This window comes from Pseudomonas sp. FP1740, assembly GCF_030687165.1.
GTDB lineage: Bacteria > Pseudomonadota > Gammaproteobacteria > Pseudomonadales > Pseudomonadaceae > Aquipseudomonas.
Genome location: NZ_CP117461.1, coordinates 5,467,496 through 5,492,148, shown reverse-complemented (window position 1 = coordinate 5,492,148; position 24,653 = coordinate 5,467,496). Strand labels below are relative to the sequence as shown.

Genomic DNA, 24,653 nt, shown 5'->3' with positions numbered 1-24,653 from the left:
GGAATGCTCAGAGTCGCTGTAAACGGTGATCTTGCAGAGGATAGCCCTGTTCGCGGTAGAAACGAAAACTCTCCCGCGCAGCCGCACGAATCGCCGGGTCTTCCACCACCACTTCCGCCACGCGGGCGAACTGTCTGGCAAAGGCCGGGACTTTCAGGTCGAGATTGACCAGCAGATCCTGATGCTGACCGCAGTCATCGCCAAGACCCAACACAATCAAACCGTCCGGATCGCTTTCGGCAGGACCGTGGGGCACGAAGCTTTCGCCCTTGAACGCCCACAACCGGGCATCGAGCGCATCTCGCTGGGCGGCATCGCTGCAATGCAGGTAAATACGGTGGCCCATGCGCCAGGCTTTTTCGGTGAGCTTGCAGGCGAAATCCAGCCGCGCCGAAGGATCGGCGCTGGGCAGGATATAGAAGTCGACTTTGGTCATTGCGGTTCCTGAACCTTGAGCGGCGTCACCCGAAAGTGACGCCGTCCGAGGTCATCGGTTTCAGGCCTTGGCGCGGTCCAGCAGGTACTGGGTCAGCAGGGGAACCGGACGGCCAGTGGCGCCCTTGTCCTTGCCGCCGCTGGTCCAGGCCGTGCCGGCGATATCCAGGTGTGCCCAGTTCAGGTTCTTGGTGAAGCGCGACAGGAAGCAGGCAGCGGTGATGGTGCCGGCTTTCGGGCCGCCGATGTTGGCGATGTCGGCGAACGGGCTGTCCAGCTGCTCTTGATACTCATCGAACAGCGGCAGTTGCCAGGCGCGGTCGTCGGCGGCTTGGCCGGCGCTCAGCAGCTGGCCGATCAGTTCGTCGTTGTTGCCCAGCAGTCCCGAGGTGTGGGCGCCCAGTGCCACGACACAAGCACCGGTCAGGGTGGCGATGTCGATCACCGCTTGCGGCTTGAAGCGTTCGGAGTAGGTCAGGGCATCGCACAACACCAGACGGCCTTCGGCGTCGGTGTTGAGGATTTCAACTGTCTGGCCGCTCATGGTGGTGACGATGTCGCCCGGACGCGTAGCGTTGCCGCTCGGCATGTTCTCGGCGCAGGCCAGGATGCACACCAGGTTGATCGGCAGTTTCAGCTCAAGCACTGCACGCAGGGTGCCGAATACACTGGCGCTGCCACCCATGTCGTACTTCATTTCATCCATGCCGGCACCCGGCTTGAGGCTGATACCGCCGGTGTCAAAGGTGATGCCTTTGCCGACCAGCGCGTACGGCTTCTCGGATTTCTTGCCGCCGTTGTATTGCATGACGATCAGGCGCGGTGGCTGGGCGCTGCCCTGGCCGACGGCGTAGAACGAGCCCATGCCCAGGTCCTTGATTTTCTTCTCATCGAGGACTTCGACTTTCAGGCTTTTGAACTCTTTGCCCAGGTTCTTGGCTTGTTCGCCAAGGAACGTCGGGTGGCAGATGTTCGGCGGCAGGTTGCCCAGGTCACGGGTGAAGGCCATGCCATTGGCGATCGCGGTAGCGTGGACTACGGCGCGTTCGACTTCAGCCTGTGCCGCCTTGATGGTCACCAGGGTGACTTTCTTCAGGGAGAGCGGGTCGGCTTTCTGGCTCTTGAACTGTTCGAAGGTGTACTCGCCGTCCACCAGGGTTTCGGCCAGCAGGCGGGTCTTGCCATAGCTGTCACGGCCCTTGACCACCACTTCGTCCAGGGCCAGCACTGCATCGCTGCCGCCCAGGCCTTTCAGGGTATTGAGGATGCCGGCGATGATTTTGCGGAACGGGCGATCGCCCAGTTCTTCATCCTTGCCCACGCCCACCAGCAGCACGCGTTCGGCCTTGAGGTTGGGCAGGCTGTGCAGCAGCAGGCTTTGGCCGGCTTTGCCGGCCAGGTCGCCGCGCTTGAGCACTGCGCTGATAGCGCCGCCGCTCAGTTCGTCGAGCTGCTTGGCAACGGTGCCGAGCTTGCGGCCTTCGCGGACGGAGACCACCAGGGTGGCGGTCTTCAACGTTTCCGGGCTAACGCTTTTTACAACCAGTTCCATGTCCGGGTCCCTGAATTAATGGTCAAACTGCGCGACGCGCAGAGGCTTGCTTATAAGTAGAAAGGCGCCGGTGTGCTGCCAGCGACAAAGGCCGCAGTTTGAACCTCGCTGCCTGCGCCTGACAACCCTCGGTTATGCGAACTTCAGCGGTTCAGGTACCTGCTTGAGCATGCGCAGTGACAGGCGCACTCAATCACAGGATAATGCGCCATCTTTTTCGGCGGCTCTGCCCTGCGGGCCGGCTGATACGTTTGTTTGTTTGGCCGCTTAGCCTGACAACCCTGGAGTGTCTGGTTTGATTGTCTTCCGTTATCTATCCCGCGAAGTCCTGTTGACCTTGAGCGCCGTCAGCGCCGTGCTGCTGGTCATCATCATGAGCGGACGCTTCATCAAATACCTCGCCCAGGCGGCCTCTGGGCTCCTGGACCCGGGCTCGCTGTTCCTGATCATGGGCTTTCGTCTGCCGGGTTTCCTGCAGCTGATTCTGCCTTTGGGGCTGTTTCTCGGGATCCTGCTGGCCTATGGTCGTCTGTACCTTGAAAGTGAAATGACCGTGTTGTCTGCCACTGGCATGAGCCAGCAGCGTCTGTTTGCCATGACTCTTTTTCCGGCGACCCTGGTTGCCCTGATCGTGGCATGGCTGAGCCTGAGCCTGGCGCCACAAGGTGCCAACCAGTTCCAGCTGCTGCTGAACAAACAGGATGCACTGACCGAGTTCGACACCCTCGAGCCGGGTCGCTTCCAGGCCTTGCGCGACGGCACTCGGGTGACCTACACCGAGCAACTGTCGGATGACCGCATCAATCTGGGCGGCGTGTTCATTTCACAAAAGAATGTCAGTTCCGACAACAAGGATCGGGGGATTTCCGTACTGGTGGCCGAGAAGGGCCGTCAGGAAATCAGGCCTGATGGCAACCGCTACCTGATTCTCGACAACGGCTACCGCTACGACGGTAATCCGGGTCTGGCCGACTACCGCGCCATCAAGTACGACGAGTATGGTGTATTGCTGCCAAAACCGGACGTCAGCGACGAAGTGACTGACCGTGATGCGATGACCACCAGTTCCTTGCTGGCCAGCGACGACATCCGTTCGCGTACCGAACTGCAATGGCGCCTGTCCTTGCCGTTGCTGGTCTTCATCGTGACCCTGATGGCGGTGCCGCTGTCGCGGGTCAACCCGCGCCAGGGCCGTTTCCTCAAGCTGCTGCCGGCGATTCTTCTTTATATGGCTTACCTGACCATCCTGATTGCCGCTCGCGGCGCCCTTGAAAAGGGCAAGATCCCGCCGGCATTGGGTTTGTGGTGGGTGCATGCAATCTTCCTGGTCATCGGTCTGGGCTTGCTGTACTGGGAGTCGCTGAACTTGAAGATGGCGAGTCGCCGCAGCGCGCTGGAGGTGGCCCGTGGATAAGCTCGATCGCTACATTGGTAGCAGCGTGTTCATCGCGATCCTGGCGGTGCTGGGGATCATTCTGGGCTTGGCAACGCTGTTCGCCTTCATCGATGAGATGAGCGAAGTCAGCGATACCTACACGCTGATGGATGTCCTGAGTTACGTGTTGCTGACCGCGCCGCGCCGCCTGTACGACATGTTACCGATGGCGGCGCTGATCGGTTGCCTGATTGGTCTCGGCAGTCTGGCCAGTCACAGCGAGCTGACCATCATGCGTGCCGCCGGTGTGTCCATTGGTCGGATCGTCTGGGCCGTGATGAAGCCGATGCTGATCCTGATGGTGGTAGGGCTGGTGATTGGCGAGTACGTCGCGCCGGCCACGGAAATCACCGCTCAAGCCAACCGCTCGCTGGCCCAGGGCAGTGGCGATGCGCAAAGCGCCAAGCACGGTTTGTGGCACCGTCAGGGTGATGAGTTCATTCACGTCAACTCCGTGCAACCCAACGGTCTGTTGTACGGCGTGACCCGTTATCGTTTTGACGATCAACGCCACATGCTGTCTTCGAGCTTCGCCAAACGTGCGGAATTCGATACCGATCACTGGCAACTGACCGATGTCACGACCACGCTGTTCCATGACAAAAGTACAGAAGTGGTTACTGCCCCTGTGGAACGCTGGGAAATCGCCCTGAGCCCGCAACTGCTGAGTACCGTGGTGATGGCTCCCGAGTCGTTATCGATCAGCGGTCTGTGGAATTACATCCACTATCTGGCTGACCAGGGCCTGAGCAACGGTCGTTACTGGCTGGCGTTTTGGGTCAAGGTGTTGCAGCCGCTGGTGACCGCTGCATTGGTGTTGATGGCGATTTCCTTCATCTTCGGTCCGCTGCGGTCGGTGACCCTTGGTCAGCGGGTTTTCACTGGCGTACTGGTGGGCTTCACTTTCCGTATCGTCCAGGATTTGCTCGGGCCTTCGAGCCTGGTGTTCGGTTTCTCGCCGCTGTTTGCGGTGCTGGTGCCGGCCGGTGTCTGCGCCCTGGCCGGGGTCTGGTTGCTGCGCCGGGCCGGTTGATTGTAGGAGCCGGCTTGCTGGCGATGGCATCGCTGCGGTCATCCAGACCCGCCGCGGCGTCCCTGTCGCCAGCAAGCCGGCTCCTACAAAAGTCGTCAAAAACGCCCCTGTCGCAAGACCGGGGCGTTTTTGTAGGCGCCGTCTGACCTGCAAACGTGACGCTTGCGCCGTGGATCAGGTACAATTCCCGGCTATTTTTCGGCGGGCTATGCCTGCAGCCTTTTTGAGTGTTGATCCGTGAGTGATTTGAGTCATATCCGCAATTTCTCCATCATCGCCCACATTGACCATGGCAAGTCGACGCTGGCCGATCGCTTCATCCAGATGTGCGGCGGCCTTGCCGAGCGCGAAATGGAAGCCCAGGTGCTGGATTCCATGGACCTGGAACGTGAACGCGGGATCACCATCAAGGCCCACAGCGTCACCCTGTATTACAAAGCCCGCGATGGCATTAACTACCAGCTGAACTTCATTGATACCCCGGGCCACGTCGACTTCACCTATGAAGTCAGCCGGTCGCTGGCGGCTTGTGAAGGTGCGTTGCTGGTGGTCGATGCCGGTCAGGGCGTCGAGGCGCAATCGGTTGCCAACTGCTACACGGCGATCGAGCAGGGCCTGGAAGTCATGCCGGTGCTGAACAAGATCGACCTGCCACAGGCCGATCCGGAGCGCGTCAAGGAAGAAATCGAAAAAATCATCGGCATCGATGCCACCGACGCGGTCGAGTGCAGTGCCAAGACCGGCCTGGGCGTCGATGAAGTGCTCGAGCGTCTGGTTCACACCATTCCCGCGCCGACCGGCAACATCGAAGATCCGTTGCAAGCGTTGATCATCGACTCCTGGTTCGACAACTACCTGGGCGTTGTTTCCCTGGTTCGTGTGCGCCACGGTCGGGTGAAGAAGGGCGACAAGATTCTGGTCAAGTCCACCGGCAAGATCCACCTGGTGGACAGCGTCGGCGTATTCAACCCGAAGCACACCCCTACCGTCGACCTGAAGGCCGGTGAAGTAGGCTTCATCATCGCCAGCATCAAGGACATTCACGGTGCGCCAGTGGGCGATACCCTGACCTTGAGCTCGACGCCGGACGTCGATGTGCTGCCAGGCTTCAAACGCATTCAGCCGCAGGTGTACGCCGGCCTGTTCCCGGTCAGCTCCGACGACTTCGAAGACTTCCGCGAGGCGCTGCAAAAGCTCACCCTCAACGATTCGTCGCTGCAATACACACCGGAAAGCTCAGACGCACTGGGCTTCGGCTTCCGTTGCGGCTTCCTCGGCATGCTGCACATGGAAATCATCCAGGAGCGCCTGGAGCGCGAATACAACCTGGACCTGATCACCACGGCGCCGACGGTAATCTTCGAGCTGTTGCTCAAGACCGGCGAGACGATCTACGTCGATAACCCGTCCAAGCTGCCAGACCTGTCTGCCATCGAAGACATGCGCGAGCCAATCGTGCGCGCCAATATTCTTGTGCCGCAAGAGCACCTGGGTAACGTCATTACCCTGTGTATCGAAAAACGTGGCGTACAGGTCGATATGCTGTTCCTCGGCTCCCAGGTACAAGTGACCTACGACTTGCCGATGAACGAAGTGGTGCTGGACTTCTTTGATCGTCTGAAATCCACCAGTCGCGGCTATGCTTCTCTGGACTACCATTTCGATCGTTACCAATCGGCCAGCCTGGTGAAACTGGACGTGTTGATCAACGGCGACAAGGTCGACGCTCTGGCGCTGATCGTGCACCGTGACAACTCGCACTACAAAGGTCGCCAGTTGACCGAGAAGATGAAAGACCTGATTCCGCGGCAGATGTTCGACGTGGCAATCCAGGCCGCCATTGGCGGTCAGATTGTGGCGCGTACAACCGTCAAGGCACTCAGAAAGAACGTATTGGCCAAATGCTACGGTGGTGACGTCAGCCGTAAGAAAAAGCTGCTGGAAAAGCAAAAGGCCGGTAAAAAACGCATGAAGCAGGTCGGTAACGTGGAAATTCCACAAGAAGCCTTCCTTGCCGTGCTCAGGTTGGATAGTTAGGTCCTATGTCACTAAATTTCCCGCTGTTGCTGGTCATCGCCGTGTTCGTCTGCGGCCTGTTGGCGTTGCTCGATCTGCTGTTCCTGGCGCCACGGCGCCGGGCTGCCATCAACTCCTATCAGGGGAGCGTCAGCCAGGCTGACATGGTAGTGATCGAGAAACTGAACAAAGAGCCGCTGCTGGTCGAATACGGCAAGTCGTTCTTCCCGGTGTTGTTCATCGTGCTGGTGCTGCGTTCGTTCCTGGTGGAGCCGTTCCAGATTCCTTCCGGTTCGATGAAACCGACCCTGGACGTCGGTGACTTCATTCTGGTGAACAAGTTTTCTTACGGGATCCGCCTGCCGGTGATCGACAAGAAAGTCATCGAAGTCGGTGATCCGCAGCGCGGCGATGTGATGGTGTTCCGCTACCCGAGCGACCCGAACGTCAACTACATCAAGCGTGTAGTGGGCCTGCCGGGCGACCAGATTCGCTACACCGCCGACAAGCGCCTGTTCGTCAACGGTGAGTCGATTGCCGAACAACTGGTCGGCTCCGAGCCTGGCACGTTGGGTAGCGCCGAGCTCTACAAGGAAAAACTTGGCGCCGCCGAGCACCTGATCCGCAAGGAAATGAGCCGCTACCGCGCAACGCCGGACCATTCGTGGACCGTGCCGGCCGGGCACTACTTCATGATGGGCGACAACCGCGACAACTCGAACGACAGTCGCTACTGGGATGATCCGAGCATTCCCAAGGATCTGCTGGGCATGGTTCCCGACAAGAATATCGTCGGCAAGGCCTTCGCAGTCTGGATGAGCTGGCCGGAACCCAAACTCGGTCACCTGCCGAATTTCTCGCGGGTTGGTCTGATCAAGTAATCACACACGGCGCTGTTGAACACAGCGCCGAATGCATTTCTGGAGTCGGCACAATCGGCGACAGGAGCATGAAAACAACGATATTCAGGACGTTATTTTTGAACACAGCGTTAATTGTCCCAAGCCTGCGCCGCATCAAGGCCCTGGCGGTGGAATCCAACCACGAACTCAGCGTGGGTAAACCGTGAGCGTCTCCTTAAGCCGTCTCGAGCGTCAGCTCGGTTACACCTTCAAGGATCAGGAACTGATGGTCCTGGCCCTGACTCACCGCAGTTTTGCCGGGCGCAACAACGAACGCCTGGAATTCCTCGGCGATGCCATCCTCAATTTCGTCGCCGGCGAGGCGCTGTTCGATCGCTTCCCGCTGGCCCGCGAAGGCCAGTTGTCGCGTTTGCGCGCACGCCTGGTGAAAGGTGAGACCCTGGCCGTACTGGCCCGTGGTTTCGACCTGGGCGAATACCTGCGCCTGGGCTCCGGCGAATTGAAAAGCGGCGGTTTCCGTCGCGAGTCGATTCTGGCCGATGCCCTCGAAGCGCTGATCGGTGCGATCTACCTGGACGCCGGCATGGAGGTGGCGCGCGAACGCGTGCTGGCCTGGCTGGCCGGAGAGTTCGAAGGCCTGACGCTGGTCGACACCAACAAAGATCCGAAAACCCGCCTGCAGGAATTCCTGCAGTCCCGTGGTTGTGAGCTGCCGCGTTACGAAGTGGTGGATATCCAGGGTGAGCCGCATTGCCGGACGTTCTTCGTCGAATGTGAAATCATCTTACTGAATGAAAAAAGCCGAGGTCAGGGTGTGAGTCGTCGTATTGCCGAACAGGTAGCGGCCGCCGCAGCACTGATTGCCCTGGGTGTGGAGAATGGCAATGACTGATTCAACCGCAACTCGCTGTGGCTATGTTGCCATCGTCGGCCGTCCCAACGTGGGCAAGTCCACGCTGCTGAACCACATTCTGGGTCAGAAACTGGCGATCACCTCACGCAAGCCGCAGACCACCCGCCACAACATGCTCGGCATCAAGACCGAAGGCGACGTTCAGGCGATCTACGTCGACACCCCGGGTATGCACAAGGGCGGTGAAAAGGCCCTGAACCGTTACATGAACAAGACCGCTTCGGCGGCGTTGAAAGACGTCGACGTGGTGATCTTCGTGGTTGACCGTACCAAGTGGACCGACGAAGACCAGATGGTCCTCGAGCGCGTTCAGTACGTGACCGGTCCGCTGATCGTGGCGCTGAACAAGACCGACCGCATCGAAGACAAATCCGAGCTGATGCCGCACCTGACCTGGTTGCAGGAACAGCTGCCGAACGCGCAGATCATGCCGATCTCGGCCCAGCACGGGCACAACCTCGACACGCTGGAGCGAGTGATTGCCGAGCACCTGCCGGAAAACGATCACTTCTTCCCGGAAGATCAGATCACCGACCGCAGCAGCCGCTTCCTTGCGGCTGAACTGGTACGCGAAAAAATCATGCGTCAGATGGGCGCCGAGCTGCCGTACCAGATCACCGTGGAAATCGAAGAGTTCAAGCAGCAGGGCAAGACCTTGCACATCCATGCCTTGATCCTCGTCGAACGTGACGGTCAGAAGAAAATCATCATTGGCGACAAGGGCGAGCGCATCAAGCGCATCGGCACCGAAGCGCGCAAGGACATGGAGCTGCTGTTCGACTCCAAGATCATGCTCAACCTGTGGGTCAAGGTGAAAGGTGGCTGGTCTGACGACGAGCGCGCCTTGCGTTCGCTGGGTTACGGCGACCTGTAAATCGTCCAGCAGCACATCGATTCAATTGTAGGAGCGAGCTTTTGTGGCGAGGGAGCTTGCTCCCGTTCGGCTGCGAAGCAGTCGTAAATCCTGGCATCGCGGTTTTACCTGAAACACTGAGGTGCATGGTTTTGGGGCCGCTTCGCAGTCCAGCGGGAGCAAGCTCCCTCGCCACAGTGGATCTCCAGAGATTCGGAAACTGATGTCATCCAGCCCGCCCATCGGCCAACCCGCCTACGTGCTCCATTCCCGCGCCTACCGCGAAAGCAGTGCGCTGGTGGATTTCCTCACGCCGCAAGGTCGGCTGCGGGCGGTGTTGCGCAGTGCGCGGGGCAAGGCCGGGACGTTGGCGCGGCCGTTCGTGCCGCTGGAAGTCGAGTTCCGTGGCCGGGGCGAACTGAAGAATGTCGGCCGCATGGAAAGCGCCGGTGTTTCCACCTGGCTCAATGGCGAAGCGCTGTTCAGTGGTCTCTACCTCAACGAATTGCTGATCCGCTTGCTGCCCGCCGAAGATCCTCATCCCGCGGTTTTCGATCACTACGCCGCGACCTTGCTTGCCCTGGCCGAAGGTCGACCACTGGAACCATTGCTGCGCTCCTTCGAATGGCGACTGCTCGATGATCTCGGTTATGGCTTCGCGCTGAATACCGACATCCATGGTGGCCCCATCGCACCGGACGGCCTCTATCGCTTGCAAGTGGATGCGGGCCTGGAGCGGGTTTACCTGCTGCAGCCGGGCCTGTTCAACGGCGTCGAACTGTTGGCCATGGCCGATGCCGACTGGACCGCGCCCGGTGCGCTGTCCGCGGCCAAGCGCTTGATGCGTCAGGCACTGGCCGTTCATCTGGGCGGTCGTCCTCTCGTCAGTCGCGAGTTGTTTCGAAAGCCGTAGTCTCCCCGTATGCTGTGCACCGAATCTTCCCCCCCCTCTTCAGGAGCGTTTCCGTGACCACCAGCAATCGCATTCTTCTTGGCGTGAACATCGACCACGTTGCCACCCTGCGTCAGGCCCGGGGCACTCGTTACCCGGATCCGGTCAAGGCAGCGCTGGACGCGGAAGAGGCGGGCGCTGACGGTATCACCGTGCACTTGCGTGAAGACCGCCGGCACATCCAGGAGCGCGACGTACTGCTGCTCAAGGATGTGCTGCAAACCCGCATGAACTTCGAAATGGGCGTCACCGAAGAAATGATGGCATTCGCCGAGCGTATCCGCCCGGCGCACGTTTGCCTGGTCCCGGAAACCCGTCAGGAACTGACCACTGAAGGCGGTCTGGACGTAGCGGGGCAGGAAGCGCGGATCAAGGCGGCGGTGGATCGCCTGGCGAAGATTGGCTGCGAAGTGTCGCTGTTCATCGACGCTGACGAGCGGCAGATTGAAGCGTCCCGCCGTGTCGGCGCGCCGGCCATTGAATTGCACACCGGGCGTTACGCGGACGCCGAGACGCCAACCGAAGTTGCTGAAGAACTCAAGCGCGTGGCCGATGGCGTGGCATTCGGTCTGGCCCAAGGCCTGATCGTCAACGCCGGCCACGGTTTGCACTACCACAACGTCGAGGCTGTTGCGGCAATCAAGGGCGTCAACGAACTGAACATCGGCCATGCGCTGGTGGCCCATGCATTGTTCGTCGGGTTCAAGTCGGCAGTGTCGGAGATGAAGGCGCTGATTCTGGCGGCTGCAAAAGCTTAAAGCCAAACACAAGACAGTGTGGGAATGAGCAGGCTCGCTCCCACAATTTTGATGGGTAGTGGCTATTAGAGCGGTGGGGTTTCCTGGCTCGGCTTGGTCTTGTCGACCCCCGGCACGTGCAGGTTGCCCTCGGCGACCTGGGTGCCTTCAAGCTGCGGCTGCGTGACCCACGTCAGGATGTCGTAGTAACGACGGATGTTCGCCACGAAATGCACTGGCTCGCCGCCTCGGGCGTAGCCGTAACGGGTCTTGCTGTACCACTGTTTCTGCGACAGGCGCGGCAGGATCTTCTTCACGTCCAGCCACTTGTCCGGATTCAACCCTTCCTTGGCCGCCAGTTTGCGCGCGTCATCCAGATGACCGCTGCCCACGTTGTAGGCTGCCAGCGCGAACCACGTGCGATCCGGCTCCTGGATCGACTCGTCCAGTTGATCCTTCATGTAGGCCAGATACTTCGCCCCCCCCATGATGCTCTGCTTGGGGTCAAGGCGATTGGACACGCCCATGGCTTGCGCCGTGTTCTGGGTCAGCATCATCAACCCGCGCACGCCGGTCTTGGACGTAACCGCCGCTTGCCACAGCGATTCCTGATAACCGATCGCCGCCAGCAGGCGCCAGTCGACTTTTTCCTGCTTGGCGGACGCCTTGAAGTGCTGTTCGTATTTGGGCAATCGTTGCTGCAAGTGCTGGGCGAAGGTGGTGGCGCCCATGTAGCCGAGTACATCGACGTGGCCGTAGTAACGATCTTTCAAGCGTTGCAAGGTGCCGTTTTTCTTCACCTTGTCGAGGTAGGTGTTGATCTCGTTGAGCAGGCTGTTGTCTTCCCCGGCGGCCACGGCCCAACTCTGATTGCTGGAGTCCCCGAGGTCGAAAGCTACCCGCACATTGGGGAAGTAGACCTGGTTCATCGCCACTTCGTTGGAATCGACCAGGGTCAGGTCGATCTGACCTTCATCCACCATGCGCAGCAGGTCGACGACTTCAACCGCGTCGGACTCTTCGTATTCAATGCCGGGGTATTTCTTTTTCAGCTCTGCCAATTGCTCGGCGTGGGTGCTGCCCTTGAGCACCATGATCTTCTTGCCCACCAGATCGCCTGCGTCGGTCGGCCGCGACTGGCCGTTGCGGTAGATGATCTGTGGGGTGACTTCGAGATAGGAATGGGAAAACCGCACCTGCTTTTTGCGGTCCTCGCTGCTGACCAGGCCGGCAGCAGCCAGCACCGGGCCATTTGGCTTGCCCACCTGATTGAACAGGTCGTCGAGGTTGTCGGCGGTTTCGATCTTGAGTTCGACCCCCAGATCGTCGGCGAAGCGCTTCACCAGCTCGTATTCGAAGCCGGTTTCACCGTTGCGATCCTGAAAGTAAGTGGCGGGGCTGTTCCGGGTAACCACCCGCAGCACGCCATCCTCCTTTACGCGCTCCAGCGTGTTGGGTTTATCAACACAGCCACTGAGCATCAGGAAGAGTCCGGTTGCGATCAGCCATTTGGCGTACCGCGGACGCAAAGCCGTTGGGGAAAACATCTGCGCAGTATACGCAAAGGACCACGAGCGCCATATCTCGACAGCGAAGGGCTTGTCTGCTAGGGCGTCAAAAACCCGCTTGGAGCCCGCAGGAATGGGTCCGAACAGCATTTTGTGACAGAAAAAATAACCCCAGGCGTGCACCTGTTCGAGGCCCGAATACCCGGCCCGACGTTCGGGTGCAACCGCGTGTACCGTTTCGGGTGATGTCGCGGGCGGTTTAGGCTAGAATGCACGGCCTCAAAGCACACCCCTTCCCGAGGCTGTCCCGAAGATGTTGATCCTGCGCGGCGCTCCTGCCCTTTCTGCCTTTCGCCACAGCAAACTCCTTGAGCAACTGAGCCAGAAGGTTCCAGCTGTCAGCGGCTTGTATGCTGAATTCGCTCACTTCGCCGAAGTTACCGGCGTCCTGACCGGCGACGAACAGCAGGTGCTCGCGCGCCTTCTGAAGTACGGCCCTAGCGTTCCGGTACAAGAGCCCACTGGTCGTCTGTTCCTGGTATTGCCGCGTTTCGGCACCATTTCGCCGTGGTCCAGTAAAGCCAGCGATATCGCTCGCAACTGCGGCCTGACCAAGATCCAGCGCCTGGAGCGCGGCATCGCGTTCTATGTCGCCGGCCAGTTCAGCGACGCCGAAGCGCAGCTGATCGCAGACGCGCTGCACGACCGCATGACCCAGATCGTGCTGGGCAACCTCGAACAAGCCTCCGGCCTGTTCAGCCACGCCGAGCCAAAACCGCTGACCGCGATCGATGTGCTGGCTGGCGGCCGCGCCGCGCTGGAAACAGCCAACACCGAGCTGGGCCTGGCCCTGGCCGAAGACGAAATCGACTATCTGGTCAATGCCTTCCTGGGTTTGAAGCGCAACCCGCACGACATCGAACTGATGATGTTCGCCCAGGCGAACTCCGAGCACTGCCGCCACAAGATCTTCAACGCCAGTTGGGATATCGACGGTCAGAGCCAGGAAAAAAGCCTGTTCGGCATGATCAAGAACACCTATCAGATGCACAGCGAAGGTGTTCTGTCGGCTTATAAAGACAACGCATCGGTGATCGTCGGCTCCGTGGCCGGTCGTTTCTTCCCGGACCCCGAAACCCGCCAGTACGGCGCGGTGCAGGAACCGGTGCACATTCTGATGAAAGTCGAAACGCACAACCACCCGACCGCGATTGCTCCGTTCCCCGGCGCATCCACCGGTAGCGGCGGCGAGATTCGCGACGAAGGCGCCACCGGTCGCGGTGCCAAGCCAAAGGCTGGCCTGACCGGTTTCACCGTGTCGAACCTGCAGATCCCGGGCTTCGAACAGCCGTGGGAAGTGCCATACGGCAAGCCCGAGCGCATCGTTACCGCGCTGGACATCATGATCGAAGGCCCGTTGGGCGGCGCTGCATTCAACAACGAATTCGGCCGTCCGGCGCTGACCGGCTACTTCCGTACCTTCGAACAGTCGATCACCACGCCCCATGGCGATGAAGTTCGCGGTTACCACAAACCGATCATGCTGGCTGGCGGCATGGGCAACATCCGTGAAGAACACGTCAAGAAAGGCGAAATCGTCGTTGGCTCCAAGCTGATCGTGCTTGGCGGCCCGGCGATGCTGATCGGTCTGGGTGGCGGCGCGGCTTCCTCCATGGCCACCGGTACCAGCTCGGCAGACCTGGACTTCGCTTCCGTACAACGTGAAAACCCTGAGATGGAGCGTCGTTGCCAGGAAGTCATCGACCGTTGCTGGCAACTGGGCGACAAAAACCCGATCAGCTTCATCCACGACGTCGGCGCGGGTGGTCTGTCCAACGCCTTCCCGGAACTGGTCAACGATGGCGACCGTGGTGGCCGTTTCGAACTGCGCAACATTCCAAACGACGAGCCGGGCATGGCCCCGCACGAAATCTGGAGTAACGAATCCCAGGAACGCTACGTTCTGGCCGTCGGCCCGGCGGACTTCGAACGCTTCAAGGCGATCTGCGAGCGTGAGCGTTGCCCATTCGCGGTAGTCGGCGAAGCCACTGCCGAGCCGCAACTGACCGTGACCGACAGCCACTTCGGCAACAGCCCGGTGGACATGCCGCTCGAAGTGCTGCTGGGCAAAGCCCCGCGCATGCACCGTTCGGTGGTTCGTGAAAACGAGCTGGGCGACGATTTCGATCCGTCGACCCTCGACATCGCCAACTGCGTCGAGCGCGTCCTGCATCACCCGGCCGTGGCCAGCAAAAGCTTCCTGATCACCATCGGCGACCGCACCATCACCGGCCTCGTGGCCCGTGACCAGATGGTCGGCCCGTGGCAGGTTCCGGTGGCCGACGTTGCCGTTACCGCCACCAGCTTCGACGTTTATACCGGTGAAGCCATGGCCATGGGCGAGCGCACTCCGCTGGCCCTGCTGGACGCTCCGGCGTCGGGCCGCATGGCCATCGGCGAAACCCTGACCAACATCGCCGCCTCGCGCATCGCCAAGATCTCCGACATCAAACTGTCGGCGAACTGGATGTCCGCTGCCGGTCACCCAGGTGAAGACGCACGTCTGTACGACACCGTGAAAGCGGTCGGCATGGAACTGTGCCCTGAGCTGGGCATCACCATTCCGGTGGGCAAGGACTCCATGTCCATGGCCACTCGCTGGAACGACGAAGGTGTCGATAAGGCGGTCACTTCGCCGATGTCGCTGATCGTGACCGGTTTCGCGCCAGTGGCTGACATCCGTCAGACCCTGACCCCGCAACTGCGCATGGACAAGGGCACCACCGACCTGATCCTGATCGACCTCGGTCGCGGCCAGAACCGCATGGGTGCCTCGATCCTCGCTCAGGTTCACGGCAAACTCGGCAAACAGGCACCGGACGTCGATGACGCCGAAGACCTGAAAGCCTTCTTCGCAGTGATCCAGGGCCTCAACGCCGACGGTCACCTGCTGGCTTACCACGACCGTTCCGACGGTGGTCTGCTGACCAGCGTGGTGGAAATGGCGTTTGCCGGCCACTGCGGCCTGAGCCTGAACCTCGACGGTCTGGCAGAGACTTCCGCCGATATCGCCGCGATCCTGTTCAACGAAGAACTGGGCGCTGTGATCCAGGTTCGCCAGGACGCCACCGCGGACATCCTCGCGCAGTTCAGCGCTGCTGGCCTGGGCGAGTGCGTGTCGGTGATCGGTCAGCCGATGAACAACGGCGAGATCAGCATCACGTTCAACGGTGATACCGTATTCGAAGGTCAGCGTCGTCTGCTGCAACGTCAGTGGGCTGAAACCAGCTACCAGATCCAGCGCCTGCGTGATAACGCCGACTGCGCCGAACAAGAGTTCGACGTGCTGCTGGAAGAAGACAACCCGGGCCTGAGCGTCAAGCTCAGCTATGACGTCAACCAGGACGTCGCCGCGCCTTACATCAAGAAAGGCATCCGCCCACAGGTTGCCGTGCTGCGTGAGCAGGGCGTCAACGGTCAGGTGGAAATGGCGGCCGCGTTCGACCGTGCCGGTTTCAACGCGATCGACGTGCACATGAGCGACATTCTGGCCGGCCGTGTCGACCTGAACGACTTCAAAGGCATGGTCGCTTGCGGCGGTTTCTCCTACGGCGACGTATTGGGTGCCGGTGAAGGCTGGGCCAAGTCCGCGCTGTTCAACAGCCGCGCTCGCGATGCCTTCCAGGGCTTCTTCGAACGTACCGACAGCTTCACCCTCGGCGTGTGCAACGGTTGCCAGATGATGTCCAACCTGCACGAGCTGATCCCGGGCAGCGAGTTCTGGCCGCACTTCGTGCGTAACCGTTCCGAGCAGTTCGAAGCCCGCGTGGCCATGGTTCAGATCCAGGAATCGAACTCGATCTTCCTGCAGGGCATGGCCGGTTCGCGCATGCCGATCGCCATCGCTCACGGTGAAGGCCATGCCGAATTCGCCAGCGAAGAAGCGTTGCTGCAAGCCGATCTGTCGGGTTGCGTGGCGATGCGTTTCGTCGACAACCACGGCAAGGTCACCGAGAAATACCCGGCCAACCCGAACGGCTCGCCGCGCGGGATCACCGGTTTGACCAGCCGCGACGGTCGCGTGACCATCATGATGCCGCACCCGGAGCGTGTGTTCCGCGCGGTGCAGAACTCGTGGCGTTCGGAAGACTGGAACGAAGACGCACCTTGGATGCGTATGTTCCGTAACGCTCGCGTCTGGGTTAACTAAGAGCGGGGAGCTGATTGCCGTGTACAAGCTCTGCTTTTTTGTTCCGGCCAGTCATGTCGAAGTAGTCAAAAGCGCTGTATTCGCCGCCGGTGGCGGGCGGATCGGGGCTTATGACCACTGTGCGTGGCAGGTGTTTGGCTTGGGTCAGTTTCGTCCACTGGAGGGCAGTCAGCCGTTCATGGGTGAGGCTGGGCAGGTCGAGCAGGTTGAGGAATGGAAGGTTGAACTGGTGGTCAGCGATGAGTTGATTCGGGCGGTGGTGGTGGCTCTGAAAGAGAGTCATCCCTATGAGACGCCGGCTTATGAAGTGTGGCGACTGGAGGATTTTTGATCTTCTGGTCTGCTGAAATGAGAAACCCGCTGATTCGTCAGCGGGTTTTTTATTGCCCTGGATTTGACTGTTGAATCTGATCCGCGATCTTTTGACTTGGCGGCCCGACAGCCGACCAATCCTCCAGCCGTACGCCTCCCTACTTGTAGGAGCGAGGCTTGCCCGCGATGATTGACTGGCAGCCGCCAACGATCTAAACCCTGGCACTCACCTCATTGCGATTGATCAACACCTCCAGCGCACCACTTAAACTCGCTGCCTTCTCACCAATCAACAGATGCCAAACGCCACCCTCAAGTTGGCTGACACCCTGGCAACCGAGCGTTTTCAACTGGCCTTCCGACAGCCCTGTGCCATCCGCCAGTTGCAACCGAATCCGGGTCATGGCGATGCAGTCCATTTGCAGCACATTGTCGCCACCGCCCAGCGCTTTCAGCCATTGCTGGGCTTCAGCGTTCTCCACTGCGACAGGTTTCAGCGCATCCACCAAGGCAGCGGGGGAGGCGATAACTGGTCGCCCCAAAGCAGGCATCGCCAATCGGATCTCATCGGCAATACTGTCCGCCATCGGCCCGACCACCACCTGCAAACTGCCGCCCTTACCCGGACGCACCACCGCCATCGCCCCCAACGCTTTCAAGTCCGCGTCCGAGGCTTTGTTGCGATCGACCATGTCCAGCCGCAACCGCGTGGTGCAAGCGCCGACCGTGATCAAATTCTCCGCACCGCCCAGCGCCTTGATATATGCCCCGGCGCGTTCATTCTCGGTGACCACAACTTTGTCGCCAGCCTGAACATCCTCACGCCCCGGCGTCTTCAGGTTGAAGCGGCGGATACAGAAATCAAACACCACGTAGTAGATCACTGCATACGCCAGACCCACGGGAAGCACGCGCCAGCCGTTGGTGGATTCACCCCAGCCCAGAATCATGTCGATGAAACCGCCGGAAAAGGTAAACCCCAGGTGAATGTTCAGCAGGTTGGTGACGGCCATCGACAGTCCCGTTAGCAGCGCATGAAGCAAAAACAGTAGCGGTGCGAGGAACATGAAGGCAAATTCGATCGGTTCGGTGACGCCGGTCAAAAACGAGGTCAAGGCCATGGACAGGAAGATCCCGCCCATGACTTTGCGCCGTTCCGGCAGGGCGTTGCGGTACATCGCCAGGCACGCGGCGGGCAGGCCGAAGATCATCATCGGGAACATGCCGGTCATGAACTGGCCGCCTTTCGGGTCGCCGGCAAAGTAGCGCGACAGGTCGCCGGTCACCAGTGCGCCCGTGGTCGGGTCGGTGAAGTTGCCGAACACGAACCACGCCATGTTGTTGAGGATGTGGTGCAGGCCGGTGACGATCAGCAGGCGGTTGAACACACCGAAGACGAACGCGCCGAAGCTGCCGCTCTCCATCATTAACGTGCCGAAGCTGTTGATGCCGTGCTGGATCGGCGGCCAGATGTAGCCGAACACCACGCCGAGGCCAACCGCCGCGAACCCGGTGACAATCGGCACAAAACGCCGACCGCCGAAGAACGCCAGGTATTCCGGCAGCTTGATGTCTTTGAAGCGGTTGTACAGCGCACCGGCCATCAGGCCGCTGACGATCCCGGCCAGCATGCCCATGTTGATGCTCGAGTCGAGCACCTTGAGGGTGGAGATCATCACCAGATAACCAATGACCCCGGCCAGGCCTGCGGTGCCATTGTTGTCCTTGGCAAAACCGACCGCGATGCCGATGGCGAAGATCAGCGCCAGGTTGGCGAAGATCACCTGGCCGGCGTCGTGGATGATCGCGATGTTCAGCAGGTCAGTGTCGCCCAGACGCAGCAGTAACCCGGCAATCGGCAGGATCGCGATCGGCAGCATCAGCGCGCGACCGAGGCGCTGCAGGCCTTCGATGAAGTATTGGTACATGGCGGATCTCCCTGGATTCTTATCGTTGTTGTTCAGCTCAGAGGCCATTGCTGGTGACAGGCGTGACGCACCGCGCCGGCGCTGCTCAGCTTGAGCAGGTCCTGGCTGATGCGTCGGCATTCGGTGGCGTCGAGGTGACGCACGCGGTCCTTGATTTCACCGATTTGCACCGGGCTGACCGACAACTCGCTGACGCCCAGGCCTATCAGTACCGGCGTGGCCAACGGATCGGAGGCGAGGGCGCCGCAGACCCCGACCCACCGGTTATGCACCGCCGCACCGGCGCAGCTCTGGGCGATCAACCGCAGCAGCGCCGGGTGCATCGCATCGACGCGGGAGGCGAGGCCGGCGTGGTCGCGGTCCATGGCCAGGGTGTATTGCGACAAGTCGTTGGTGCCGATGGACAGGAAGTCCGCGTGCTCGGCCAGTTGCTCGGCCAGCAGTGCGGCGGCCGGAACCTCGATCATCACGCCCAGCTGCGGGCGTTCACTCACATTGAGTTCAATGCACAACGCGTCGAGACGCTGGCGGATGTGCAGCAACTCATCGACTTCGGTGACCATCGGCAACAGGATCCGGCAGCGCGACAGCGGGCTGACCTGCAGCAGGGCGCGCAGTTGCTGATCCAGCAGTTCCGGGCGCACCTGAGCCAGACGAATGCCGCGCAAACCAAGCACCGGGTTCGCTTCGACAGGGAGCGGTAAATAGTCGAGCTGTTTATCGCCACCGACATCGATGGTGCGGATGATCACCGATTTGTCGCCCATGGCGTCGAGCACGGCTTGATAGGCAACGTGCTGCTCCTGTTCGTCGGGGGCGGTTTGGCGGTCGACGAAGAGGAATTCGGTACGCAGCAGACCGACGCCATCGGCACCGTTGGCCAGGGCATCAGCTGCCTCAGCACTGGAAGCGACATTGGCGGCGACTTCGATAGGCAAACCATCAAGTGTCAGTGCCGGGGTGTGAGCCTGAGACTGTTGAAGCGCGCGACGTTGCTGATGATCGAGTTGCGCCTGATGCACCTCGGCCAGGCGCTCGGCAGTCGGCATCAGTTCAAGACGACCGCCGTCGGCATCCAGCACCACCGCTTGACCTTGCTCCTGATCGAGCAGCGTCGAGCCCAGTGCAACCATGCACGGCAAGCCTTTGCCGCGAGCGAGAATCGCCACATGAGACGTCGCGCCACCTTCGGCCATGCACAACCCGGCGACACCTTGCTGGCTCAGTTGCAGCAAATCGGACGGCGTCAGTTCATGGGCCGCGACGATAGCGCCGGCCGGCACGTCGTAATGCCAGGCTTCGCCGAGCAGGGCACGCAGCACCCGTTGCTTGAGGTCGCGCAGGTCGTTGGCGCGTTCAGCCAGCAACGGACTGCCGAGTTGCAGCAGCACCTCGCATTGCACGTCGATGGATTGACTCCAGGCGTGAGTTGCGACGATGCCTTGGTCGATGGATTGATGAGCCGCATCGAGCAGCGCCGGGTCTTCGAGCAACGCCAGGTGCGCGGCGAAGATCGCTTCTTCATCGGTGTGCTTGTGCTTCTTCGCTTGGGCCAGTGTGCCGTCGATTTCGCTGCGTACTTGAGTCAGCGCGGTGTCCAGCGCGTGACGTTGTTGCTTCGGCTCATGATGACCAGCATCTATTGGCAGGCTGATCGAGTTCAGACGAAACAACGGCCCGCCCACCAGGCCTGGAGCCGCGCACACACCGTGCAGCACGCCCGCTTCGGTGGGGCGATTGCGTTGGGCGATTGGCGTTGGTGCGGCAGCGTGGTTGTCTTCGGCCAGGGCTGTGGATAACGCGGCCAACAGGGCTTGCAGCGCCGCTTCGGCATCCGGCCCCTGGCAACTGACCCGGATTTCATCCCGCTCACCGACAGCCAGCCCCATCAGGCCGATCAAACTGTCGCAGGCCGCCGATTTACCGGCGAAGTGCAGCCAGGATTTGCTCTTGAACTGTTGGGCGGTCTGGCGGATCAGCGCCGCAGGCCGGGCGTGCAGGCCACCGCGATGGGCGACATGAACATGCCCCTGAACCTCGATGCCGACGACCTCAATATCAACCTGCGCGCCGTTGGATACTTTCGACACGATGTGCAGCAACGGATCGCCGACCTTCACCGATTTCAGCGTAATCGGTCGTGCTTGAAAGTCCTGGCTGTTGGTCAGGATCATCAGGCTGACCAGGCTTTTGCACTGTTGGGCGACCTGGTCCAGGTCATAGCGCAGCAGCGGCTGGCCATTGCTGACCCGCGTCCCTTCCTTGACCAGCATCGAGAAACCGACACCCTGCAACTCGACTGTATCAAGGCCCAGGTGAAGCAGTAACTCGGCGCCGTTATCGGCGCGCAAGGTGATGGCGTGACCGGTGCGGGCGACGTGGATCACGACCGCTTCACAGGGCGAGTACAGGGTATCGTTCAATGGATCGATGGCGATCCCGTCGCCCATGGCACCACTGGCGAACACCGGGTCCGGGACTTTGGCGAGTGTGAGCACCGGGCCGCTGAGCGGGGCGCTGAGGGTCAGCTCTTTATTGTTGTTGTGCATGGCTCGGTCTCATCAATAAAACTACGGTTCGGATCAACTCGCCCTCTGTAGGAGCTGTCGAGTGAAACGAGGCTGCGATCTGTTCAACGCAGGATCAAAAGATCGCAGCCTCGCTCCGCTCGACAGCTCCTACGGCGGATTCGCCCGCCATCAATGCGTGCGCGTCACTTTGCTCAAGTGACGCGGCTGGTCCGGGTCCATGCCACGGGCGACGGCCAAACCGGCGGCCATGACGTAGAAACTCTGGATCGCCAGAATCGGGTCCAGGGCCGGGTGTTCGGCGCGGGTCAGGGTCAGGTCGCGTTCGGCGACGTCATCCGGCGCGGCCAGCAGCACGCGGGCGCTGCGTTGACGCATGTCGGCGGCCAGGCTCAGCAAACCGGCCTGCTCGGCACCGCGCGGGGCGAGGATCAGCAGGTGGTAGTTCTCGTCGATCAACGCCATCGGGCCGTGCCGGACTTCGGCGCTGCTGAAGGCTTCGGCCTGGATCGCCGAGGTTTCCTTGAACTTGAGTGCCGCTTCCTGGGCGATGGCGAAGCCGGCGCCACGGCCGATCACCATCAAGCGCTGGCAATTGCGCAACGTATCGATAGCCAGGCTCCAGTCTTGTTGTGCCGCTTCGCGCAGACCTTCCGGCAGGGCACGTCCGGCTTCCAGCAACTCCACGTCTTCTTTCCAGTGGGCGATCAGACGGGCGCTGGCGGTGAGGGTGGCGATAAAACTCTTGGTCGCGGCGACGCTGCTTTCGGTGCCGGCGCACAGTGGCAGGCTGAATTCACAGGCCGCCTCCAAAGGCGAGCTCTCGGCGTTGACCATGGAAATGCTCAGGGCGCCGCGCTTGCGCAGCAGACGCAGACTGTTCACCAAATCCGGGCTCTGCCCCGATTGCGAGAAAGCGAACGCGACCTGGCCGCTGACCTTCAACGGAGCCTGTTGCATGGTCACCACCGACATGGGTAACGACGCCACCGGAATGCCCAATTGCTGCATGGTCAGGTAGGCGAAGTAGCTCGCCGCGTGGTCGGAACTGCCGCGAGCCACGGTCATCGCCACTTGCGGCGGCTGACGGCGCAGGCGTGCGGCAATCTCGATCATCTGCGGGTCGAGTTGCTGCAATTGGGCTTGCACGGCCTCGAACGAGGACAGCGCCTCTTCAAGCATTTTTGAAGTCAATGTCTTCTCCTTCGACCATGACGGCGGTCAGTGTGAGTGAGCGATCCAGCCGCACGCAGTCGGCCCAGGCGCCGGGTTGCAGGCGCCCGCGTTCTTGAAGGCCGAGGTAGTCGGCGGGGAATTGCGAAAGACGTTGCGAGGCTTCGCTGATCGGCAGACCGATCTTCACCAGGTTGCGCAGGGCCTGATCCATGGTCAGGGTGCTGCCGGCCAGCGTGCCGTCGGGCAGACGCACACCGCCCAGGCATTTGGTCACGGTGTGGCTGCCGAGTTTGTATTCGCCGTCGGGCATGCCGGCGGCAGCGGTGGAATCGGTGACGCAATACAGGCACGGGATCGAGCGCAAGGCCACGCGGATCGCACCGGGGTGTACGTGGAGCAAGTCCGGAATCAGCTCGGCGTACTTGGCGTGGGCCAGTGCGGCGCCGACGATGCCGGGCTCGCGGTGATGCAGCGGGCTCATGGCGTTGTAGAGGTGGGTGAAACTGCTGGCGCCGGCGGCCAGCGCGGCGACGCCTTCCTCGTAACTGCCCAGCGTGTGGCCGATTTGCATGCGCACGCCGCGAGCGCTGAGGGCGCGGATCAAACCGTCGTGGCCGGCGATTTCCGGGGCGATGGTGATCACCCGGATCGGAGCCAGCGCCAGGTATTCCTCGACTTCGGCCATCAACGCGGTGTGGGCGAAATTCGGTTGGGCGCCAAGTTTGCCGGGGTTGATGTAGGGGCCTTCCAGATGCACGCCGAGCACCCGGGCGCTGCCTTTGGGTCGCTGCTCGCAGAACTCGCCGACGGCTTTGAGCACGCTGGAAATCTCTTCGCTCGGCGCGGTCATGGTGGTCGCCAGCAGCGACGTGGTGCCGAAACGCACGTGGGTTCTGGTGATGGTTTCGAAGGCCGGCGCGCCTTCCATGATGTCTTTGCCGCCGCCACCGTGAACATGCAGGTCGATGAAGCCCGGCAGCAAGTAAGGCAGGTCGTTGTCTGCCGGATCGCACGGCTGGCCTTCGATGGACACGACCTTGCCGTGCTCATGGGTCAGCCGGCCGCGAACCCAGCCGTGGGCGGTGAGGATGTTGTCTTCGGACATGATCGGCTCTCTGGTTTAGCGGCGAAGCTCTGCGACAAAGTCGTAGTAGTCGTTGCGGCAATAGGTGTCGGTGACTTCGATCGGCGTGTTGTCTTCCAGATAGCCGACCCGGGTCATCAGCAGCATGGCGGTGCCGGGGGCGATGCCCACCAGCGCGGCGAATTCGTCCGAGGCGTTGATCGCCTGAATGTGTTGCAGGGCGCGGACCACCGGTTTGCCAATGCCGTCGAGGTATTCGTAGAGGGAATCGCCTACCGCTTGCGGCTTGGGAATGATCGACGCGGGCAGGGTGCTCATTTCGATCGCCATCACTGTGTCGTCGGCTTTGCGCAAGCGTTTGAGCCGCGCGACCTTGTCATTGGGCGAGAGGCCAAGACGGATCAGTTCTTCGTGGGTCGGCGGGGTGATTTCCCGTTCCAGCCATTGCGATCCGGGCACGAAACCCTTGAGGCGAAGCATTTCGCTGAAGCCCGAGAGGCGCGATAAAGGCTGTTCCAGGCGCGGGGTGATGAACGTGCCGGAACCCTGGTTGCGGCGGATCAGGCCTTGCTCGAACAGCACTTCCAGTGCTTTGCGTGCGGTGACGCGGGAGATACCCAGCATTTCGCTGAGGTTGCGTTCCGACGGCATTGCCTGTTCGGCTTTCCACTGGCCGGCGTGGATTGCCGCTTCCAGATTGCGCGCCAGTTGCAGGTACAGGGGCGTGGGCTGGGTGTCGTCAGGACGTAGGGCCTGGAGGTCGTTCATGTGCGTTTGTCCGATGCGGATATTGGAGTGTTGTCGCCCGGTAATGCGGCGAAACTAATACCACTTAAATACCATGTCAATGCCGCTACTTTTCGGTAGGCGCAGTAAAACAGGCCATGTCTGATGGTGTTATGGTGGCTGGATTCAAAGTGGTATTAGAGGTGGGGATTTTGAAAGCAAAGATCGCAGCCTGCGGCAGTTCCTGCAGGGAGAATTGGTATCTACCCGGCAGGCGCTGCCGAAGGCTGCGATGTTTTGAATTTATTTTTCGATGGCGACCGACGGTAGTCATTTGATCGTTCCCGCGCTCTGCGTGGGAATGCCTCAACGGACGCTCCGCGTTCGGCTCT

The 24,653-nt window shown here is 60.8% G+C and carries 19 protein-coding genes; 10 read left to right on the top strand and 9 right to left on the bottom strand.

Translation table 11 applies throughout. The features are described from left to right. Positions 1–7: 7 nt before the first annotated feature. Both PSH69_RS24590 and PSH69_RS24585 read right to left on the bottom strand, forming a co-directional pair. The gene (locus tag PSH69_RS24590) at positions 8–436 is read right to left on the bottom strand and encodes a DNA polymerase III subunit chi (RefSeq protein ID WP_305410079.1); all 429 of its coding nucleotides are present in this window, start codon (positions 434–436) and stop codon (positions 8–10) included. Positions 437–496: 60 nt separating this feature from the next. Next, positions 497–1,987 carry a leucyl aminopeptidase gene (locus tag PSH69_RS24585; RefSeq protein ID WP_305410078.1) on the bottom strand — a complete coding sequence of 497 codons (1,491 nt, stop codon included), beginning with the start codon at positions 1,985–1,987 and terminating at the stop codon, positions 497–499. Positions 1,988–2,282: 295 nt separating this feature from the next. Here PSH69_RS24585 and lptF point away from each other — a divergent pair, with 295 nt between their 5' ends. The 8 genes from lptF to pdxJ all read left to right on the top strand — a co-directional run bounded on the left by lptF (position 2,283) and on the right by pdxJ (position 10,810). Continuing rightward, a complete protein-coding gene (gene lptF, locus PSH69_RS24580) occupies positions 2,283–3,401 on the top strand; it encodes an LPS export ABC transporter permease LptF (protein ID WP_305410077.1) in 1,119 nt (372 codons plus the stop codon). Further along, the gene (lptG, locus tag PSH69_RS24575) at positions 3,394–4,455 is read left to right on the top strand and encodes an LPS export ABC transporter permease LptG (protein WP_018927093.1); all 1,062 of its coding nucleotides are present in this window, start codon (positions 3,394–3,396) and stop codon (positions 4,453–4,455) included. Before lptF ends, lptG begins: the two co-directional genes overlap by 8 nt. A gap of 237 nt (positions 4,456–4,692) precedes the next feature. Then, positions 4,693–6,492: a translation elongation factor 4 gene (gene lepA / locus PSH69_RS24570; protein ID WP_018927092.1), complete on the top strand. Its 1,800-nt coding sequence runs from the start codon at positions 4,693–4,695 to the stop codon at positions 6,490–6,492. Positions 6,493–6,497: 5 nt separating this feature from the next. Further along, on the top strand, positions 6,498–7,352 hold the full coding sequence (gene lepB / locus PSH69_RS24565; RefSeq protein WP_018927091.1) for a signal peptidase I: 855 nt from the start codon (positions 6,498–6,500) through the stop codon (positions 7,350–7,352). Between the two features lie 184 nt (positions 7,353–7,536). Then, entirely contained in the window at positions 7,537–8,226 is a 690-nt protein-coding gene (rnc, locus tag PSH69_RS24560) for a ribonuclease III (RefSeq protein WP_018927089.1), read from the top strand. Continuing rightward, positions 8,219–9,121 carry a GTPase Era gene (gene era, locus PSH69_RS24555; protein ID WP_018927088.1) on the top strand — a complete coding sequence of 301 codons (903 nt, stop codon included), beginning with the start codon at positions 8,219–8,221 and terminating at the stop codon, positions 9,119–9,121. Before rnc ends, era begins: the two co-directional genes overlap by 8 nt. A 202-nt stretch (positions 9,122–9,323) precedes the next feature. Beyond that, positions 9,324–10,013: a DNA repair protein RecO gene (recO, locus tag PSH69_RS24550; protein WP_305410076.1), complete on the top strand. Its 690-nt coding sequence runs from the start codon at positions 9,324–9,326 to the stop codon at positions 10,011–10,013. Between the two features lie 53 nt (positions 10,014–10,066). Further along, complete coding sequence (pdxJ, locus tag PSH69_RS24545; RefSeq protein ID WP_305410075.1) at positions 10,067–10,810, top strand: pyridoxine 5'-phosphate synthase; 744 nt, start codon at positions 10,067–10,069, stop codon at positions 10,808–10,810. A gap of 65 nt (positions 10,811–10,875) precedes the next feature. Here the strand turns inward: pdxJ and mltF are convergent, their stop codons facing one another. Beyond that, on the bottom strand, positions 10,876–12,336 hold the full coding sequence (gene mltF, locus PSH69_RS24540; protein ID WP_305410074.1) for a membrane-bound lytic murein transglycosylase MltF: 1,461 nt from the start codon (positions 12,334–12,336) through the stop codon (positions 10,876–10,878). Positions 12,337–12,610: 274 nt separating this feature from the next. On the opposite strand from mltF, the gene purL reads away from it, so the two are divergent. Both purL and PSH69_RS24530 read left to right on the top strand, forming a co-directional pair. Continuing rightward, complete coding sequence (gene purL, locus PSH69_RS24535; RefSeq protein WP_305410073.1) at positions 12,611–16,507, top strand: phosphoribosylformylglycinamidine synthase; 3,897 nt, start codon at positions 12,611–12,613, stop codon at positions 16,505–16,507. A gap of 19 nt (positions 16,508–16,526) precedes the next feature. Then, positions 16,527–16,838 (top strand): YqfO family protein, encoded by a 312-nt coding sequence (locus PSH69_RS24530; protein ID WP_019581076.1) that lies wholly within the window; start codon positions 16,527–16,529, stop codon positions 16,836–16,838. Positions 16,839–17,031: 193 nt separating this feature from the next. Here PSH69_RS24530 and nagE read toward each other — a convergent pair whose 3' ends face one another. The 6 genes from nagE to PSH69_RS24500 form a co-directional block, all read right to left on the bottom strand. Beyond that, entirely contained in the window at positions 17,032–18,747 is a 1,716-nt protein-coding gene (gene nagE / locus PSH69_RS24525; RefSeq protein WP_305410072.1) for an N-acetylglucosamine-specific PTS transporter subunit IIBC, read from the bottom strand. Between the two features lie 32 nt (positions 18,748–18,779). Continuing rightward, on the bottom strand, positions 18,780–21,296 hold the full coding sequence (gene ptsP, locus PSH69_RS24520; protein WP_305410071.1) for a phosphoenolpyruvate--protein phosphotransferase: 2,517 nt from the start codon (positions 21,294–21,296) through the stop codon (positions 18,780–18,782). Between the two features lie 150 nt (positions 21,297–21,446). After that, a complete protein-coding gene (locus tag PSH69_RS24515; RefSeq protein WP_305410070.1) occupies positions 21,447–22,469 on the bottom strand; it encodes an SIS domain-containing protein in 1,023 nt (340 codons plus the stop codon). After that, entirely contained in the window at positions 22,450–23,556 is a 1,107-nt protein-coding gene (nagA, locus tag PSH69_RS24510) for an N-acetylglucosamine-6-phosphate deacetylase (RefSeq protein WP_305410069.1), read from the bottom strand. The genes PSH69_RS24515 and nagA overlap by 20 nt, the downstream gene beginning before the upstream one ends. Before the next feature lie 15 nt (positions 23,557–23,571). Next, a complete protein-coding gene (locus PSH69_RS24505; protein WP_305410068.1) occupies positions 23,572–24,303 on the bottom strand; it encodes a GntR family transcriptional regulator in 732 nt (243 codons plus the stop codon). A gap of 85 nt (positions 24,304–24,388) precedes the next feature. After that, complete coding sequence (locus tag PSH69_RS24500) at positions 24,389–24,595, bottom strand: hypothetical protein (RefSeq protein ID WP_305410067.1); 207 nt, start codon at positions 24,593–24,595, stop codon at positions 24,389–24,391. Positions 24,596–24,653: the final 58 nt, after the last annotated feature.

Coding starts and splice junctions, on each gene's coding strand:
- PSH69_RS24500 (WP_305410067.1), bottom strand. CDS start 24,595: ATGACTACCGTCGGTCGCCATCGAAAAATAAATTCAAAACATCGCAGC.
- lepB (WP_018927091.1), top strand. CDS start 6,498: ATGTCACTAAATTTCCCGCTGTTGCTGGTCATCGCCGTGTTCGTCTGC.
- era (WP_018927088.1), top strand. CDS start 8,219: ATGACTGATTCAACCGCAACTCGCTGTGGCTATGTTGCCATCGTCGGC.
- nagE (WP_305410072.1), bottom strand. CDS start 18,747: ATGTACCAATACTTCATCGAAGGCCTGCAGCGCCTCGGTCGCGCGCTG.
- PSH69_RS24585 (WP_305410078.1), bottom strand. CDS start 1,987: ATGGAACTGGTTGTAAAAAGCGTTAGCCCGGAAACGTTGAAGACCGCC.
- PSH69_RS24590 (WP_305410079.1), bottom strand. CDS start 436: ATGACCAAAGTCGACTTCTATATCCTGCCCAGCGCCGATCCTTCGGCG.
- recO (WP_305410076.1), top strand. CDS start 9,324: ATGTCATCCAGCCCGCCCATCGGCCAACCCGCCTACGTGCTCCATTCC.
- mltF (WP_305410074.1), bottom strand. CDS start 12,336: ATGTTTTCCCCAACGGCTTTGCGTCCGCGGTACGCCAAATGGCTGATC.
- ptsP (WP_305410071.1), bottom strand. CDS start 21,296: ATGCACAACAACAATAAAGAGCTGACCCTCAGCGCCCCGCTCAGCGGC.
- purL (WP_305410073.1), top strand. CDS start 12,611: ATGTTGATCCTGCGCGGCGCTCCTGCCCTTTCTGCCTTTCGCCACAGC.
- nagA (WP_305410069.1), bottom strand. CDS start 23,556: ATGTCCGAAGACAACATCCTCACCGCCCACGGCTGGGTTCGCGGCCGG.
- PSH69_RS24505 (WP_305410068.1), bottom strand. CDS start 24,303: ATGAACGACCTCCAGGCCCTACGTCCTGACGACACCCAGCCCACGCCC.